The following is a 15,724-nucleotide window of genomic DNA, read 5'->3' on the forward strand; positions in this document are numbered from 1 at the left end:
TATATGAACTTAATAAAATTTCTATTTAGCAGTTTCAAGACATTTTTGAATCCATTCCATAGAACTCTCCTTATATCCTTCAAGTCTTTCCCTAATTCCCTGATAATTGATTTTTTTGAATTCTACATGAGCCTTAGCATCTGCCAGTCTGTTTTCTAACCCAGCAACACCCAAGATGGTTTTAGCTCGGTCATTATTATTCTTTCTCAATATAGTGTAGAAGTTCTTCTGCATGATGAGAGAGAAAGATGTTGCATGGAAAGAATTGGTAACGATACAATCTGCATACTGAATATAACCAAGGAACTCTGCAGGAGATAACTCAGCACGTACTTCACTATGGTAGCGATGGAATGGATTCTGTACAGCGCCAATGCGAATCACTTTCTTACCCAACTGTTGGGCTATTCTATTGGCAAATCCTAATGCATCAAAATTTCCATCAAGGATAAATAAGAGTACATACCCCTCATCCTTTGGCTTTACAGCCATAGCCTCGCACTCCTCCTTGGTAATCAGCAAAGAAGGATCGCAAACCACGTCAGAATCTCTGCCCAGCTTCTCCTTGAGAAAAGACTGCATAGTCGTTTCTCTCACAGACAGTCCATCAAAAGAAGATATATACTTACGATATTCCTCTTCCACTTTACCCTGGAATAAATCCAGACGTCCCATACTCACCGCATAAGTATAAAACTTAGCATGACCCTTTGGCATCTGACCAAGATAAACTTGATCTACACCCTCATTAATAGCAGGATTCCAAATTTGATCACTACCAAAGAAAACAACGTCATAATACTTAGGTGCATCATTCACAAAAGAAACAACAGAAGACAGTTGGATGTTATCCCTTAGAAAGCGATTAAACTTACGGACGGTTTTAAATCTCGAAGCTATCAGAGTCATGCAGGAAAATAAATATCTCAACTTGGCTATGACACCCCTGCATTTCTTAAAATCCTTCCATCTGAAATACATTCTGTATGCCTCTATCGCCTCTGGACGATAATCGACAACTTCGACATCATGCCCTAATCTTTTCAGAGCCGAATACAAAGACATACACTGCAATACAGCTCCATAATTCAACGCACGATGATAGGTTACTATTCCTATTTTCATAATTACCAAACTTCTATTTCTAATCTTGGTTTAACATATAATTGATTGATGACTTCTACATAATCATCAAAACATAGATGGGCAGCAGAATCCAACCACATATAGCGATTAAGACCGAAAAGATATTTTGCCAACCCTGGCTTACCCAACCATGTCATGATCAATTTTATCTTGACATCATTTCGTTTCTTTAAAGGAACAAACATTCCTACAAAACTTGCCAAACCACGCAATGCTATTCCTAACATAGTTCTGTCAGCTATGGATAGCAAGGAAGTGGTTCCTAAATTTCTTGCAGTACCAGGTTGGTTGGCCTTTCTCCATGCATGAGCCATCTGTGCCTCATCTTCTATCTTCTGTTGATTTCCCTTAGTTCTTTTCAAGCGACATGACAGGATAATACCATCCCATTCTTTTCTTTTTAATGAAGAGGAACGAAAAGAGAAATTTAATTCTTCAGGAGTAAATGCCTTTATCACACCATCCTTCAGTAATATTTTCACGTCAACAAGCTGCTGAACTATACTATCTGAAGAGACACTGGCATTGCCATAGATGGCACCTCCAACCGTACCTGGCAAGTCAATCATACAAGAGTACCCTTTCATTCCATCCTTTACCATTTTTCGCACAATCTGTTTCACACTTGCACCACATTCGCAATACATGAAATCATCTTCTACATAAAATTGATGAAGCAATTTCACAGAAATCAGATGCTCAATGTTGGTATTCGGACGGATATAGATGTTTGAGGTACTTCCTACTACATAAAACTTTTCTTTCCTGTCATATAAGTCTCTACACAACTCTGCCATTTCTTCCATTGTCTCAGGAAGATAGTAATTAGCAATGATACCTTGCGAACTACTTTGATCGTATGTATTTGCCAGCCATGTAACTGAATAAGACTTGATATTCGTATATAATTTCATATCCAAGCTTTCCATTTCACTTGGATTTCAAAAGAATAAGATATCAGGTTAAAAGAGAGATAAACTTTTAATCTACAAAATGTAACACTTGCTCTATGGATAATCGTCTGCTCTTGGCAATTCTCATTTTCTCTGTAGGCATGCCGATACCTATAAAGCATACAGGTATCTCTGAAGCTTTCATCCCAGTGATTTCCCTTAGTTTTTTCTGTTTCTTTATAGACAGATGGGCATTCAGGGTACAAGCACAGATATGATAGTAATGCAATGCATATAGGAGATTCATGGTAAAGATACCACCATCCAAATAGGCTGAGGTCCTAAAATCAGCATCCCAATCTATTTGGTTGGATGTAACAACCAGCATTTGACCGATATCCTCACCAAAGCCTCTATTACCATTCTGCAGTCCTATTACCTCATCTTTCTTATCCACAGAGACTGCATATACTTTAATACTTTGCCTGTTACATGCAGAAGGTGATGTTCGTGCTAAATCTATCGCCTTAGAAATAAGTTCCTTATCTACAGGTTCTCCACTGTACCAGCGGCAAGTATGGCGACTATGTGCAAATTCCTTGAAATCCGAAGTTTGTTTGAATAATTCTTCTTTGTTTAACTCTAAACAATCAACTTCTCCAAGAGAATTTTGCCCCCCCATATCGATTGTCCTCTCTATTTTTGCTAACATATCTGCAGGCAGTTCATAGCCGTTATCTTTATGGATTTGCAGATATTCGCGAAGGTCATCAATAGCAAATTGCAATTGTTCATTATCCGAGCCATATTTTGCCATATATTTGTCGCACATAGATTGAATCAACCTCACAACACCTATACCAAAACCATATCTTCTGTTAGGCATGGTAATGCCCTTTTCTATGATATGTCCACCCACTAACAAGCGATTTTCCAAATCATCCCGATTACGGCATAACATTCCATATCTGATATCACGAATAAACCAAATCCAATGGTTATATGTTGTAGAACACATCAACTGAATAACATGAGCTACTTTCTGAAATACACGTATCATACGCTATATCCTTTATTTTTTAAATATATCATTATATCTTTCATTCTCATCTCCCAAGATGCCATTTTCTTAGCAGTCTCGTAATTACGATTGACCAGTTCCTGATATTTCTCGATATTCCCTAAAATATCTGAAACTAATGGAGATGCATCATTCCCATCCCAATCAATAACAGGATTATAACCAATCAAATTGATGAGTTCTTTCGGAGCACGACCAACCATCACGATACGAGACAGCATACATTCCCAATACCTTTGAGTCAACGTTTCTATGTTGCCCGCAGTCTTCTTGTCTACATCACATCTGGGCACAGTAACTGTCACTTTAGTATCAGCAAGCGCAGCTCTAAACTCCTCGTCACTCTGGAATGTCCGTGCAAAGTTTCCTGTCTTAACATGGTTGATACCCTCTGGAAGAGGACTCTTAAAGAAATTACCATCCTTACGTCCTATCTCAAGAATATCTATTTTTCTATCAGATAATACATTTCCAGGAGAATACAAATCTATTTTAATTCCTTCCGTTATTGTCAGGACATTCATTTTGGGAAATAAATTCCTAAACACATCAGCAGTTTGAGAAGAAGTAAAAATAGCCGTTTTTACCTGATGCTTACGGAAAAACGCAGCAACACTCTCCACCTGCTTTGGCCAACAATCCCAGGCAAGAGGAATCACCTCATAGAAAGCATAATCAGGGAATGTATCAAACTGGATACTATATCCAGAAACAAACCGCAGCCTTGCCTCCCTCTTATTTTTAAAGATAGAAGGCAAAGTAATCCTATATATCAAGCTATGGAGAAACTGAGGAGGATAGAAGTTCCTTGAAACCTTTCCCCCTATTTTTTCCCATGCTTCACAAGGATAATATTTAAAATTACTTGCACCCTTATATATATAAGGTGGAATGGCTTTTACAATTTTCATTATTTGATACATTATTTTGATCTATGAACCCACTAATAAGTATATTCGATTTAAATTAAACAAATATTTCTCTAAACAGAACTATTTAGTTGGAACTATCTTACTCAAATGTTCAAAACATATATTCTTATCTTCCTCGGGAATCACATCATCAGAAAAATTTTTCAAGCAAGATATCAACAAATCGAAATTCTTTTTATTACAATAATGAAGTTTTTTAATAAGGGAAACTGCAATTGCCTCTTGTCCTTTAGTCATTAACTTTTTTGTTATCACTTTGACAAGCTCTTTCACATTGGATTTGGTTCCATGAGATGCAATAAGTTCTAATACACCAATGTTGGCTTCAAAGTCACCCAAATGTTCTGCAAATTTTTCAACCATCATTGCTTTCAACTCAGTTGGCAATTTTATAAGATAATCAATAGGTTTAGAACTCAATTTATCTGTCATTATCGATTGCAATTGAGGTACAGAAGCAAGTCGTACCGCACAGCTTTCAACCATATCATCAGTATCACTTGACAAGAAATCCAACATCTCAGAAATCTCTTTATTAACAAGATCAATACTTATACGGAAATTACCTTCTGTATCTAAAGCCAATAAGTTTTCTAAAACCTTCAAATAGGCATCATCATATATCGTATACTGTACAAGTTCCTTGGCGTAATCTGCGATTTCAATCCCATTAACAACAAAATCACTAAAAATTTCCATTGCGACAGCTTTTACCTCCTTCGAAGCAATAAGAGTTTCTACCATCTTATGCGGAACAAATATCTTTCCGCACCTTAAAGAAGTATATTTTAAGAAATCACACAATATCCTCAACGACTCTTCAGAAGAAGCTATTTCTGAATATAAATTATGTTGCTCCGCAATATATCTTATTTGTACTGTTACTGTATTGTTTATTCGATTACAAAATTCAGATAAAGCAGAAGCATCGGTAATATTTATATTTGGAAGTTGCTTCATGTAGTCTACTACATGAACAGTTATTTCAAGAATTTCATTACTATTATTAGGATTAAAAGAATATGAAGGAGTAAATGATAAGACTTGCTTAATATAAGATTGAAAAATAACATCTGAATTTTCATCTATTTGTTTATTTATTTCCATCAATTGATATTGAGAGCCAGTCTTTTCAACCAAATCTTCATAAGATAGTTTTGCAACAACTTCATTGACTAATGTTGAACTAAACAAAGATGATGGTTTCAGATATTTATATTTAAATAAAATTTGAGGATTACCGATATAAGCATCATAGAAACATTTTATCAGCGTATTATCATAATCACTATCTATTGCCCTTGACGCTATATAACCGATATTATCTATAACTCTGTTAGAATATGTTTTGCCCTCAGTCTTAAGACTTGAATAGTATACTACAATCTCATTAAACAAGATTCCAAACGACTCATCACGAAGTTTGCATGCAAAATCTACGACTGGATGAAAATCAACATCTTGCAAATAAGCAATTTGCTTTTTCCAGTTTATATTTTCATTGAGCAAATCTATAAGAATCTTATAATCAGCTATACTTAAAAAGCCTAAACTATCTATTCCTATAATAGAACGTAAAAGACATGGTAAATCTGTATCAGACAAACCTCTTGAAAGAACTTTGTTGACTTTATCCTTCAAACAGTCCAAAACTAAATTTTTCTTCTTATCATTATCTCCTATAAAATCAGAAATCTTTGAAATATTTGATGTTTCCAAAGCTTCAGACACATCAACCGGCAAGCACTGGAATACGGCTGAATTTGATATAATTCGATCTATTATTCCTATAGTTTCCTTATAAGGAAGCATCGTTGCTTTAGTTCTCTGCAGAAATAACTCTAATTTTGGATTATCATCTTTATCTACATCACTCAATTCTTTATAAAGTAAATATGGATTTGTTACCAATTTAGAATAAAATGCCTGAAATTCCTCACGAATAATGGCTAACACACAAATTGCAGACTCATTAGCTTGAACAAACTCATTCTCATAAAGAGAAAACTCAATAATAAGATTATTCAACAATTGGATAATACGCCTCGGATTTGTAGCATATTCACGAGAAATGTTACTAACACTTGTTTTACTTAGATGAAGATTATACTCTTCATTTAACCGTTGTGTAAAGTCAAACATCTCATCATTTTGAAAAGGTTTTATCCATACTGATACATTAAAGAACTTACGCAAGTATTCATTGGCTTCATTCTCATTATCCTCTCCACAAGAAGATTTAACCAGATGATGTTTTAGGGAGTTTACTGCCAATGGAATTATGAATATCACATTAGAGCGCTTACCTAAAAACGACTTTATCGCAGTCAACATCTCTTGTGCCTGTAGAGCAGAGCATCTATCTAAATTGTCAACTACAATAATCAGCTTATTATATTTTGGTGAATCATCTTTCTTTACCCATTTCAACAATTTGTCCAGTACATTGTCTTTTAACGAGGCATCTACTAATTCATCGAAACATTCTTCAAATTGTTCTGGCGCAAACAATCTTGATTTTTGACAAGTGACCTTTAAGTCATCGGTTGAATGCTTCAGATAAATAATGATTAATGTTATGATAGATGTTATAGTTGTAAAACCAAAGCTCCATGATATATTTTCTTTGGGGATAATCAACAAAATTAATGCAATAATCAACGCTGCAATTAAAATTGCAATCCCATACGATGGATTGCTTTTGTGTTTTACCTCTATATCTTCATTTATGTTATCATAGAACCTGTCCATCTTTTCTGTCCTCTTCACACCAAGTTGCTTTTGAAGTTCAAAAAGAAACATACGACGGAAAGAGTCATTTGCATATTTCCAAGCATCATAAGTTACAAACTTATATTTTTTTGCTTGGGAACTCTCATATCTCTTTTCTAAGGTTCTTATGATAGAAGATTTACCTGTTCCCCAATCACCATAAAGACCAATAGTAAATGATTTTCCTTTAGGAACACACTCTATACTTTTTTCCAAAGCATCAGCATAAACCTTAGTGTTTAGAAAGTCCATAGATGTACCATCATCAAGCACTTCCAAAACTTTCTCTTCATCTATTATAAAATTCTGCGTTTCCATACTATCTTATCTCATTAAACTATAAAGATTGCTATTTGATCATCCACCTATTATTAATAAAGTGATGCAAAGACATATACTTAATGCGTTAAAACGATTACGCTGTAATGGTGATATACTTTTTCTTTCACATAAATGTACTTTTTAAAGTAAACCAGAGCAAGCCACAAGACCACTCAGGAACATAAACAAAGGCATGTGAAAAGAACTAATAACTCTATACGCAACATCATCAGACTGCGCAAAAGCCATACCATAAACATGTCCCATGACAACCAAGAAGATTGCCAAGCCTTTCATTCGGTCAATATAATCAATACGTTGTTTCATTATTTTAAATTCTTTATCACCCTGCACGGATTTCCTGCTGCCACGCAATCAGCAGGAATGCTCTTTGTGACAACACTTCCAGCTCCAATAATACTTCTTGCACCAATAGTGACTCCCTTGAGAATGATAGAATGGGCACCTACCCAAACATCATCCTCTATTACAATTGGAGCAGATTTCGTTCCATCATTGGATGTACGTCGAGCCAAATAATCTAAAGGATGAGCATCTGTATCGGTTATCAGTACACATGCTCCAACCTTCACATTATCACCAATGGTGACACTATCATGAACCCACATGCGAGTACTACTCATGCCGACATTGTTTCCTATCTTTAGCAATGCACCTTTTTCCAAATAGATTGCTCCCAGAAGATTACTGGCAATAGGATTCACCCCACTTCCTGAGGAGAAATAAAAGTTGTCACCTATTAATACCTTGCCCCCCCATATCGACCATGAAACCTTTCCTGGAATTTGCACGTTCTTGCCCAAGATTGCATCATGAGTCTTTAATATCATGCGATTAATACGAGGATAGAATTTAATACTAAGAGTTGAAGGGAGATTAATAAGTTTTACAATAATTGATTTCATATTATGCACAATCGATGAAAAATAATCTTCTTATAAATGATTTGAAACGAGAAAACTCTGACTTGAAAGATTTAGAAGGAAGTTGAGACAAGAAATAACTTTTAAATACTTCATAAGATTGAACATCCTCTTTAACATCAATATTCCTAAGAATGATTGGAGCATGAGAATTATCAGATAGGAAGGCCTTTACTAAATCCACTCCACAATGCGTTCCTGTTCCATCAAGTCCATCGTTTGTTACCATTGAGCGACCAGGATAAAGAGAAAGTTTATCTTTTAAAAACAATGATGCATAATATCGGAGATACCAAGAGTCTACAAGACCTACTTTCTGACAATACAAATTACCATAGTTGCCAACACCACCGCCTACATCAAACTTTGTCTTTTTAAATCTTAGTCCTTTTAATAATGGGCGCGCATCTGTCTCTAACAAGTCCCAGGCACGTTTCCATGTGGCCCACCCCCAACATTGGAAATATTTCAAGAAAAAAGTTTCTGGAAGTTTATTTTTTATTGGAGGAACAAAGCCTGTAATCGTTCCAACCCTATCATCATCCTTATATTTTTCCAAGCCCTCATTCATGAATTGCAAGAAATAAGGAGATAATATCAAATCATCCTCTACAACTATTACTTTTCCATACTTGTTGATGACTTCGGTAATACCAGCAATAAGGCTGTTAGCCAATCCCCAGTTTTTCTCACGCTCAATAATACTGATAGACTTGAAACCAGAAATGGTATGGATATACTTACGATTTTCTTCTACCCCAGCTTTCTTCTCTGGGGTTTTAGGTCCATCTGAAAAGACAAAAAGGTCAGAAAACTTTGCCTCGGCATTTTTGAGCAAGGACTCTACCGCTCTCTGTGTATGGTCAGCACGATTGTATGTGAAAAGTGCTATTGGTGCGTATGTCATTTCTTATAGTTTTGAATGATGAATTTATGCTTTCCTCGTTTTGTCTTAGCTATATCATCAACGTATACTATATTAATAGTAATGTTTTTATATTTAAAGACATTTATTAAGTCCTTTTCTATAGCTTTATTATATATATCATCTTTAATGATTCTTACAATAATGATTCCTTCTTCATTTTGTTCTATCTGCCAAGCTTTGATGTAGTCTAACAAGTTCAGATTGCCCGCATCAAACAATAACGACAAAGCATACACTTTATTTCCATTGTCATCGTATAAGAAGTCACGGGATCTTCCTAATAATTCCTTTAGAATCGTCTCGCCATATTTAGTTTCACCACCATATACAGCCAAATCCCCTGTGCGGTATCTTACGAAAGGCATACCCAAGATATTAAATCCTGTTACAGTAATTTCTCCAATAGAACCTTCAGCAACCTGATTTCCATCCTCATCAAGTATCTCTGTGTATCCATAAAGTGGATTTGCATAATACGTTGGATCATTTGGCTTTGCTATTGCAAATATTGAACATTCGGTATGACCGTATTGTCCCCAAACAGGACAACGTAGAACAGACTCTATATATTTACGATCTTCTACTGTTGCGCTTTCGCTTGTTAGATACATTCCTTTAAGCTGAAACTGAAGTTTAATGTTCTTTTTCTTTATAAATCTGCAAAATTCTTTTACAGAAGAAGTAAAACCTCTAAGAAATTTTGGGCGTACTTTATTGAGAGACTCTATATAATATGGGAAAGTGTCGTCATTCAGGTATCTTATACAATAAATGTATTTTCCATACGGAAGATTTTTGCTCTTAAACCAATATTCATTTTTGTTGATTTTTTCCTCAGTCACTCTATCTCCACCAAAATAAACGACAGTATCTCCCCAAAAGAATCCCATCATATGATACAGCATCATTTGGCAAACATCCTCTATATAATAAGACGAAGCTAATGAAGGATATTTCAAAGGAACACCTGTTGATCCCCCCGTTTCACGCCAATATTTGAAATCGTGTGGAACCTCATCACTAAAAATATTCCACTTGTTGTCAATTATGGTTTGCTTGGTGATTGTAGGAAACTTCTTCAATACAGACAATACATTATCTTCGTTTATTGAAATGTCTCCTACTTTTTCCTTAAAAAATGCACTATGCTTAATAGCATATTGGAGCATTTTTACCAGTTCTTTTCGCTGAGTCCGTTTCCAGTTGCTCCTTGTCATTAAATAGTATAGACCTTTTACATAGAATTTGAAATATGTAAGGTCGTGTCTTAGATCGGATATTTTCATTTTCTTATTAGAATATTATATTACTTATGCTCTATATTGTTATAAACTAACAAAGAAATCACACTCGAACGTTTCTTTTGCCCAATCTGAAATTTGTGAAATCTGCTTGTCATTACCTGCAATTTCAATATTAGTGTTTATTTTCCATAAAGCATTCTCCTGAGTTGAATCTGGTAGAACCATATATGTTGACTTAAATTTTGTTTGTACAACATAAGTTTGATTCATTCTACTTGAAAAGTTGAGCCACATATCATCTGCACAAAGACAAGTCTTTTTGATGACATCATTCTTTAGAACCAAACTATGGCATGAATGGGGAGGATAGAGTACACCACCGACACCTAAAGGATAGATATCAATGTGTGGTGTGCATTGAGCTATAGCATCTGGCCATGATTGGAAAGGGCGGTTTTTCAAAACAAAGGAACCGAGATTGTACGTAATACACTCAGGATATTCCTTATTTTTCTTTATCAATCCCGAAATAGAATGATGGTTATACTGCAAGTCATCATCAATCGTAATAATCGTTTTCTCAGGATAATCCTTAAAAGCGTAGAAATACTTGTTGTGACATTTGAGGTTTTCCTCATTGAACTTAACTGTCAAGCCGCGAGCCTGTAGCTCTTTAATCTTTGCAGGCAGGTCGATGCCTTCAAACTCCGACTTTATTAAATATAAACAAATAGCATACTTATCTTGTATACCTCTTTGGTTTGCTGCCATCTCGATAACACGCCAGACATTACCTACACGAGCAGGATAGGTAGTAAGAGACACTACATAGTCGGCCTCCTCTGGTGAGGAGATTGACTTCTTCTTGATGTTGTGATAGTACCAACACAAGAAGTTGTTTGTATGGTATATGCCGGAAAGGATGACACGGCGTAACAGATTCAGCCCAACGAAGGGAAAAAGGGAGTTGACGCTTGGATAGATTCCATCCAAGAAGTCTAATAGTTTTGCTATCATAATAACGATGTTTTATTTAAGAATATGAACCTTTTTCAAACCTTTGCGCAAGAAAGCGAAAACATCATAATAACCAAACAACTGGACATAGAGAACAGAGAATGTAATGCCAACTATACCTTTAACAACCATTGCGACAAAGGGAATTGAAATAGGAAGGAATGATGTGATGTATAATACAACACAGAGGAAAATGCCGAACACAGCAGGTGCTACCATATGTTGAAGCCAAACCTTGAACGACGACTTCAGCGCATAAGTGTACATGATATAGAAGCAGATGAAGGTGGTGATAATCATTGCTGCGGTGTATCCCCATGCAAGAGCCTCAATTGAGCCAAATACAATAACACCGACTGCAAATGATCCCAATGTGAAGAAGACTCCGATAAAGCTGTTCCAGAACATTGCCTTAGTATGACCAGTAGCCTGAAATATAGAGCCACTGGAGCAACCCATAATCTGAAAGGGTACGCTGATAGCTAATATTTTAAAGCAAGGTACAGACTGCCCCCATTGGTCTCCAAAGAACAATAGTATCAGCTCATCGGCACAGAAATAGAGCAAGGCACAGAGCGGAATACCAAGAAAGGCAAAGAACCGAAGAATCTGAGAATACTTTTGCTGAATATATTCTAAGTCATCTTGATACTTGCTGAATACAGGTAGCATGACAGGTATTAAGACACCTGAAATATACTGCAGAGGCATCAGCTGAAGATTGTATGACTTGTTGTAATATCCCAGTTGCTTCATACCCATGTATTTACCTACAAGCATAGAGTCCATATTGCGTGACAGATAGCCTACCATATTAGCCAAAAACTGGAATGCAGAGAAAGAGAAGATTCTCTTCAAAGGTGCCCAATCTATGCGCCAAACAAAATGTACTTTCGTGATGTAACGGAGAATAAACATAGTGGGTATTGACATAATGGCTGTTGGCAATACTAATGATATAGGTCCACAACCATGAAAAGCCATCGCTATGGATATAGCTCCACCTATTAGCTGTGAACACAACGATATAATGGTTATTAGCTTAAAACGTTGTTGCCTATACAATATATTATTAGGTACAGCATTGACACATCCCATCAATATATTGACACTCATTACCTGACACACCAGCGTAACTTGAGGGTTTCCGTAGTATTCGGCTATGTAAGGGGCACAAAAGAAAAATGCAACTCCGAGCACCAATCCCTGATAGCTATTGAAAGTATTGATGCTGTTCATATCCTCAGCAGTCAATGTTTTGTTTTGTATAACTGCCGGTCCGATGCCAATATCAGCAAACAGATTGAACAGAGCAAGCATGACTGTGGCAAGAGCCACCACGCCATAATTCTCAGGCGTTAGCAGACGTGACAATATAGCAGAAATAAGGATGGTCATAACCATGCCTGAATACTTCGCTATTGCCATGTAAACTGTTCCTGATACTAATTCTTTCTTTAAACTCATAATTTTTGTTATGTTTTATGTCGCTACTTGTTTCTCATCCAATAAAAACGGAAATACTTCCTTGCCCAGTTTTTTTTCCAATGGAGAGCTACGGTGAGCAACTTGCGCAAATCGTCAGACGGCAACGCTTCTGCAAATAATTGCTCGTATGGTAAGTAAAGCTCTCTATATTCTATTATTTGATTGATACACATGGCTATTGTATCATGCTCTTTGGCGAACTTCTCTTTCCAAAACTGTAAAACTCCTGGCATATACGGATCAAGATACTTAAACACATTGTACATACCTATGACATAGTTCATGCAGTATCGCGGATAAAAACCGCCAACACGCTGCACGCATAAAGGCATCTTGTAGAACATCACTTCATATCCAACAATTCCAGTGTAAAGGCAAAGAAACCAACTATAGTCGATGGTGTCTGCCTGCAGGTTTAGTTCTTTTCCTTTCAACATACACGACTTGCGGAAGATGACAGAAGAAATGAAACTCGGACCTTTATGATACTTTCTTACGAATTCGGAAGCATCATTATAGGTAAGAACCATTTGCTCGTTCTCAAGATTAGGATACAGAAGGCGGCCACCAGACAGATTGTCGTCTGCCATAATGTAGTTGAAATGGAGCATACCCAAATGGTCACCTCCCTGCTCCAACAGAGGGATGACAATATCCAGAAAATTAGGACTTACTATATCATCATCACCCAAGAGAAAGACAAACTCGGAATCGGAATGCTCTATGCCAAAGAAGAAATTGTTCATCCAACCTATGTTCTCTTTTTGCTCATAGAACTTAAATAAATCTGCATGCTGGTTGGCTATCTCGGACAATTTCTCAAAAGTACCATCTTCCGAATGGTTGTCTGTCACTATCAAGCGTACTTTATCTTGATGAGCCATTACCTGAGGAAGTAAGTATTTCACATTTTGAACCGCATATTTACAACGTTTATATGTGGGTATTGCTATCGTTAGTAATATTTTATTCATACTATATCAATATTCCTTTAATGACTCCTCAATGCTCTTTTGCGCCTCAAAGCCAATGGCATTCTTCAACTTGGTACCATCAAGAGCAAGATATTTCATAGCGGCATCGGCACGCTGAACAGAGCCAAAACAACCATCCGGCACTTCCTTGCCCAAAGCATGATGAATTTTTGTGACAATTTTCTTAACGGTAAGGGTCTCATATCCCTGAATACTATAAAGTCCAGAAGGAAGCTGCTTTGTTATAGCCTCGTCCAACATACGAGGTATCTCAGACACATGGACATACTGGCGTACCTGATCGCCTGCCGTGAAATGAAGTTCTTCACCGTTTCTGATTGCATTTACGACGTATGGTATAAGTCGCTTCGGGTTCTCGCCTACTCCGTAGATGGTAGGAATATAGAAATGCCAATGCGTAAAATCATGCTTATAAGATGCCACAAAACGGCTCAACATTCTCTTACTAACTGTATAATCATTAGGTGCCTCGCACAAAGAAGTGAGGACATCCTGCTCTGTAAAGAAACGTTCTTCTTTGGTAGCCCCCATCTCAAATACACTGCCAAATGTTACAAAACGACCTTGATAACATAGCTCCTTTAGTTTATTGCAGATTGCCACAGGCGCTGATACATTTAAATTATAAATCAAATTGTATCCCTCCTTCAAGTTTGCCTGAATGCCTGCACCTATAGCATAAACTATGATATCTGAGTCCAAAAGCGTAGTACAATCCAAGTCGGAGTCCATCAAATTTACCTGATGAAACTGATGGCAGGAATGAAACTTTGGCTCTTGCAAACCATACATTTCAAGAGTCCATCCTTCTGCTATGGCATATCTGGCAATAGCTGTTGACAGGAACCCATTGGTCCCCAATATACTTATCTTCATTGTTATTTTAAAAATTGATTGATTTCTTCCACACAAAGGTCATAGACATTGGTTGTCTTGTAACGCTTATACCAATCAGCAACCAGAGAGATACAAGAGTTCATATTCAATCGAGGTTTCCAACCTAAACGGGTCTTTACCTTGTTAATATTAAGCATCAAAAGTTTAGCCTCATGAAGAGCCTCCGGATCAGATACATCCTTCAACTCCCCATATCCATAATGATTGACAAGGGCTGTGGCTACCTCCCAAACGGTACTTACACTCTCCATTTCAGGACCGAAGTTCCAACCCTCGCAAAACTCCGTTGGATGAGCCCACATCTTTTGGGCAAGAAGCAAATAACCAGAAAGGGGTTCCAATACATGCTCCCATGGACGTACAGACCTTGGCGAGCGGATTTCTATTGGCTGATGAGCTTCCAAGGCACGGATACAATCTGGAATGATGCGATCGAGTGCCCAATCGCCTCCTCCAATCACATTACCAGCTCTGACCGAAGCCAAAGATACTGTATGATTCTTGCCATAGTCGGCAGGATTAAAGAAAGAACGGCGCCATGACTGAATAGCTATCTCGCAAGCTCCCTTAGAAGAGGAATAAGGATCGTAGCCTCCAAAAGAATCTGTCTCTACATATCCTTCTGCCTGCTCCTTGTTATCATAACACTTATCTGTGGTTATCATAACACCCACCTTGACGCTCTTGGTTGCACGAATGGCTTCCATCACATTAATAGTGCCCATGACATTCGTTTCATAGGTCTCAACAGGAATTTCGTATGACAATCGAACCAAAGGCTGAGCTGCCAGATGAAAAACTATCTCTGGCTGATACTCCGCAAAGATTTCCTTTAACCTCTGACCGTCGCGGATGTCTGCCCTAATGTCAGCCTTTATCTTATTGCCAATACCAGACAAGACATAATTGTCTTTATCAGAATATGGTTCCAAACCAACACCGACAACATCGGCACCAAGTTCATGAAGCCAAATGGAAAGCCAGGAGCCTTTGAACCCCGTATGTCCTGTAACAAGAACACGCTTGCCTTTATAAAAATTATCAAATATATCTATCATTTTTATGA

Annotated in this window: 14 protein-coding genes; all 14 read right to left on the bottom strand. The window is 37.0% G+C overall.

The window, feature by feature from the left end; all coding sequences use genetic code 11:
• Positions 1-21: 21 nt before the first annotated feature.
• Complete coding sequence (locus DW917_RS09145) at positions 22-1,125, bottom strand: polysaccharide pyruvyl transferase family protein (protein WP_118118017.1); 1,104 nt, start codon at positions 1,123-1,125, stop codon at positions 22-24.
• A 2-nt stretch (positions 1,126-1,127) separates the two neighbouring features.
• Positions 1,128-2,060, bottom strand: coding sequence for an FAD-binding protein (locus tag DW917_RS09150; protein WP_158570097.1), 933 nt, complete (start codon positions 2,058-2,060; stop codon positions 1,128-1,130).
• Between the two features lie 67 nt (positions 2,061-2,127).
• Positions 2,128-3,099, bottom strand: a complete 972-nt coding sequence (locus DW917_RS09155; RefSeq protein WP_118118021.1) for a nitroreductase family protein — start codon at positions 3,097-3,099, stop codon at positions 2,128-2,130.
• On the bottom strand, positions 3,096-4,031 hold the full coding sequence (locus DW917_RS09160; protein WP_147344152.1) for a hypothetical protein: 936 nt from the start codon (positions 4,029-4,031) through the stop codon (positions 3,096-3,098). The genes DW917_RS09155 and DW917_RS09160 overlap by 4 nt, the downstream gene beginning before the upstream one ends.
• 81 nt (positions 4,032-4,112) lie before the next feature.
• Positions 4,113-7,142 (bottom strand): P-loop NTPase fold protein, encoded by a 3,030-nt coding sequence (locus DW917_RS09165; protein WP_118118025.1) that lies wholly within the window; start codon positions 7,140-7,142, stop codon positions 4,113-4,115.
• Between the two features lie 144 nt (positions 7,143-7,286).
• The gene (locus DW917_RS09170) at positions 7,287-7,472 is read right to left on the bottom strand and encodes an acyltransferase family protein (protein WP_118118027.1); all 186 of its coding nucleotides are present in this window, start codon (positions 7,470-7,472) and stop codon (positions 7,287-7,289) included.
• A complete protein-coding gene (locus DW917_RS09175; RefSeq protein WP_158570099.1) occupies positions 7,472-7,996 on the bottom strand; it encodes a DapH/DapD/GlmU-related protein in 525 nt (174 codons plus the stop codon). The genes DW917_RS09170 and DW917_RS09175 overlap by 1 nt, the downstream gene beginning before the upstream one ends.
• Positions 7,997-8,072: 76 nt before the next feature.
• Complete coding sequence (locus DW917_RS09180; RefSeq protein WP_118118031.1) at positions 8,073-8,996, bottom strand: glycosyltransferase; 924 nt, start codon at positions 8,994-8,996, stop codon at positions 8,073-8,075.
• Entirely contained in the window at positions 8,993-10,303 is a 1,311-nt protein-coding gene (locus DW917_RS09185) for a phenylacetate--CoA ligase family protein (RefSeq protein ID WP_118118033.1), read from the bottom strand. Before DW917_RS09185 ends, DW917_RS09180 begins: the two co-directional genes overlap by 4 nt.
• Positions 10,304-10,342: 39 nt before the next feature.
• A complete protein-coding gene (locus DW917_RS09190; protein ID WP_118118035.1) occupies positions 10,343-11,278 on the bottom strand; it encodes a hypothetical protein in 936 nt (311 codons plus the stop codon).
• A 12-nt stretch (positions 11,279-11,290) separates the two neighbouring features.
• Complete coding sequence (locus tag DW917_RS09195; RefSeq protein WP_118118037.1) at positions 11,291-12,745, bottom strand: lipopolysaccharide biosynthesis protein; 1,455 nt, start codon at positions 12,743-12,745, stop codon at positions 11,291-11,293.
• A gap of 23 nt (positions 12,746-12,768) precedes the next feature.
• A complete protein-coding gene (locus DW917_RS09200; protein ID WP_118118039.1) occupies positions 12,769-13,740 on the bottom strand; it encodes a glycosyltransferase family 2 protein in 972 nt (323 codons plus the stop codon).
• A 6-nt stretch (positions 13,741-13,746) separates the two neighbouring features.
• The gene (locus DW917_RS09205; RefSeq protein ID WP_118118041.1) at positions 13,747-14,637 is read right to left on the bottom strand and encodes an NAD(P)-dependent oxidoreductase; all 891 of its coding nucleotides are present in this window, start codon (positions 14,635-14,637) and stop codon (positions 13,747-13,749) included.
• A 2-nt stretch (positions 14,638-14,639) separates the two neighbouring features.
• Positions 14,640-15,716 (bottom strand): CDP-glucose 4,6-dehydratase, encoded by a 1,077-nt coding sequence (rfbG, locus tag DW917_RS09210; RefSeq protein WP_118118043.1) that lies wholly within the window; start codon positions 15,714-15,716, stop codon positions 14,640-14,642.
• Between the last annotated feature and the right edge of the window lie 8 nt (positions 15,717-15,724).

Source organism: Prevotella sp. AM42-24 (assembly GCF_003461825.1).
In the GTDB taxonomy this organism is placed as follows: Bacteria; Bacteroidota; Bacteroidia; order Bacteroidales; family Bacteroidaceae; genus Prevotella; species Prevotella hominis.

Excerpts from the sequence above, each read along its gene's own strand:
- DW917_RS09145 (WP_118118017.1), bottom strand. The coding sequence starts at position 1,125 with ATGAAAATAGGAATAGTAACCTATCATCGTGCGTTGAATTATGGAGCT.
- DW917_RS09150 (WP_158570097.1), bottom strand. The coding sequence starts at position 2,060 with ATGAAATTATATACGAATATCAAGTCTTATTCAGTTACATGGCTGGCA.
- DW917_RS09155 (WP_118118021.1), bottom strand. The coding sequence starts at position 3,099 with ATGATACGTGTATTTCAGAAAGTAGCTCATGTTATTCAGTTGATGTGT.
- DW917_RS09160 (WP_147344152.1), bottom strand. The coding sequence starts at position 4,031 with ATGAAAATTGTAAAAGCCATTCCACCTTATATATATAAGGGTGCAAGT.
- DW917_RS09165 (WP_118118025.1), bottom strand. The coding sequence starts at position 7,142 with ATGGAAACGCAGAATTTTATAATAGATGAAGAGAAAGTTTTGGAAGTG.
- DW917_RS09170 (WP_118118027.1), bottom strand. The coding sequence starts at position 7,472 with ATGAAACAACGTATTGATTATATTGACCGAATGAAAGGCTTGGCAATC.
- DW917_RS09175 (WP_158570099.1), bottom strand. The coding sequence starts at position 7,996 with ATGATATTAAAGACTCATGATGCAATCTTGGGCAAGAACGTGCAAATT.
- DW917_RS09180 (WP_118118031.1), bottom strand. The coding sequence starts at position 8,996 with ATGACATACGCACCAATAGCACTTTTCACATACAATCGTGCTGACCAT.
- DW917_RS09185 (WP_118118033.1), bottom strand. The coding sequence starts at position 10,303 with ATGAAAATATCCGATCTAAGACACGACCTTACATATTTCAAATTCTAT.
- DW917_RS09190 (WP_118118035.1), bottom strand. The coding sequence starts at position 11,278 with ATGATAGCAAAACTATTAGACTTCTTGGATGGAATCTATCCAAGCGTC.
- DW917_RS09195 (WP_118118037.1), bottom strand. The coding sequence starts at position 12,745 with ATGAGTTTAAAGAAAGAATTAGTATCAGGAACAGTTTACATGGCAATA.
- DW917_RS09200 (WP_118118039.1), bottom strand. The coding sequence starts at position 13,740 with ATGAATAAAATATTACTAACGATAGCAATACCCACATATAAACGTTGT.
- DW917_RS09205 (WP_118118041.1), bottom strand. The coding sequence starts at position 14,637 with ATGAAGATAAGTATATTGGGGACCAATGGGTTCCTGTCAACAGCTATT.
- rfbG (WP_118118043.1), bottom strand. The coding sequence starts at position 15,716 with ATGATAGATATATTTGATAATTTTTATAAAGGCAAGCGTGTTCTTGTT.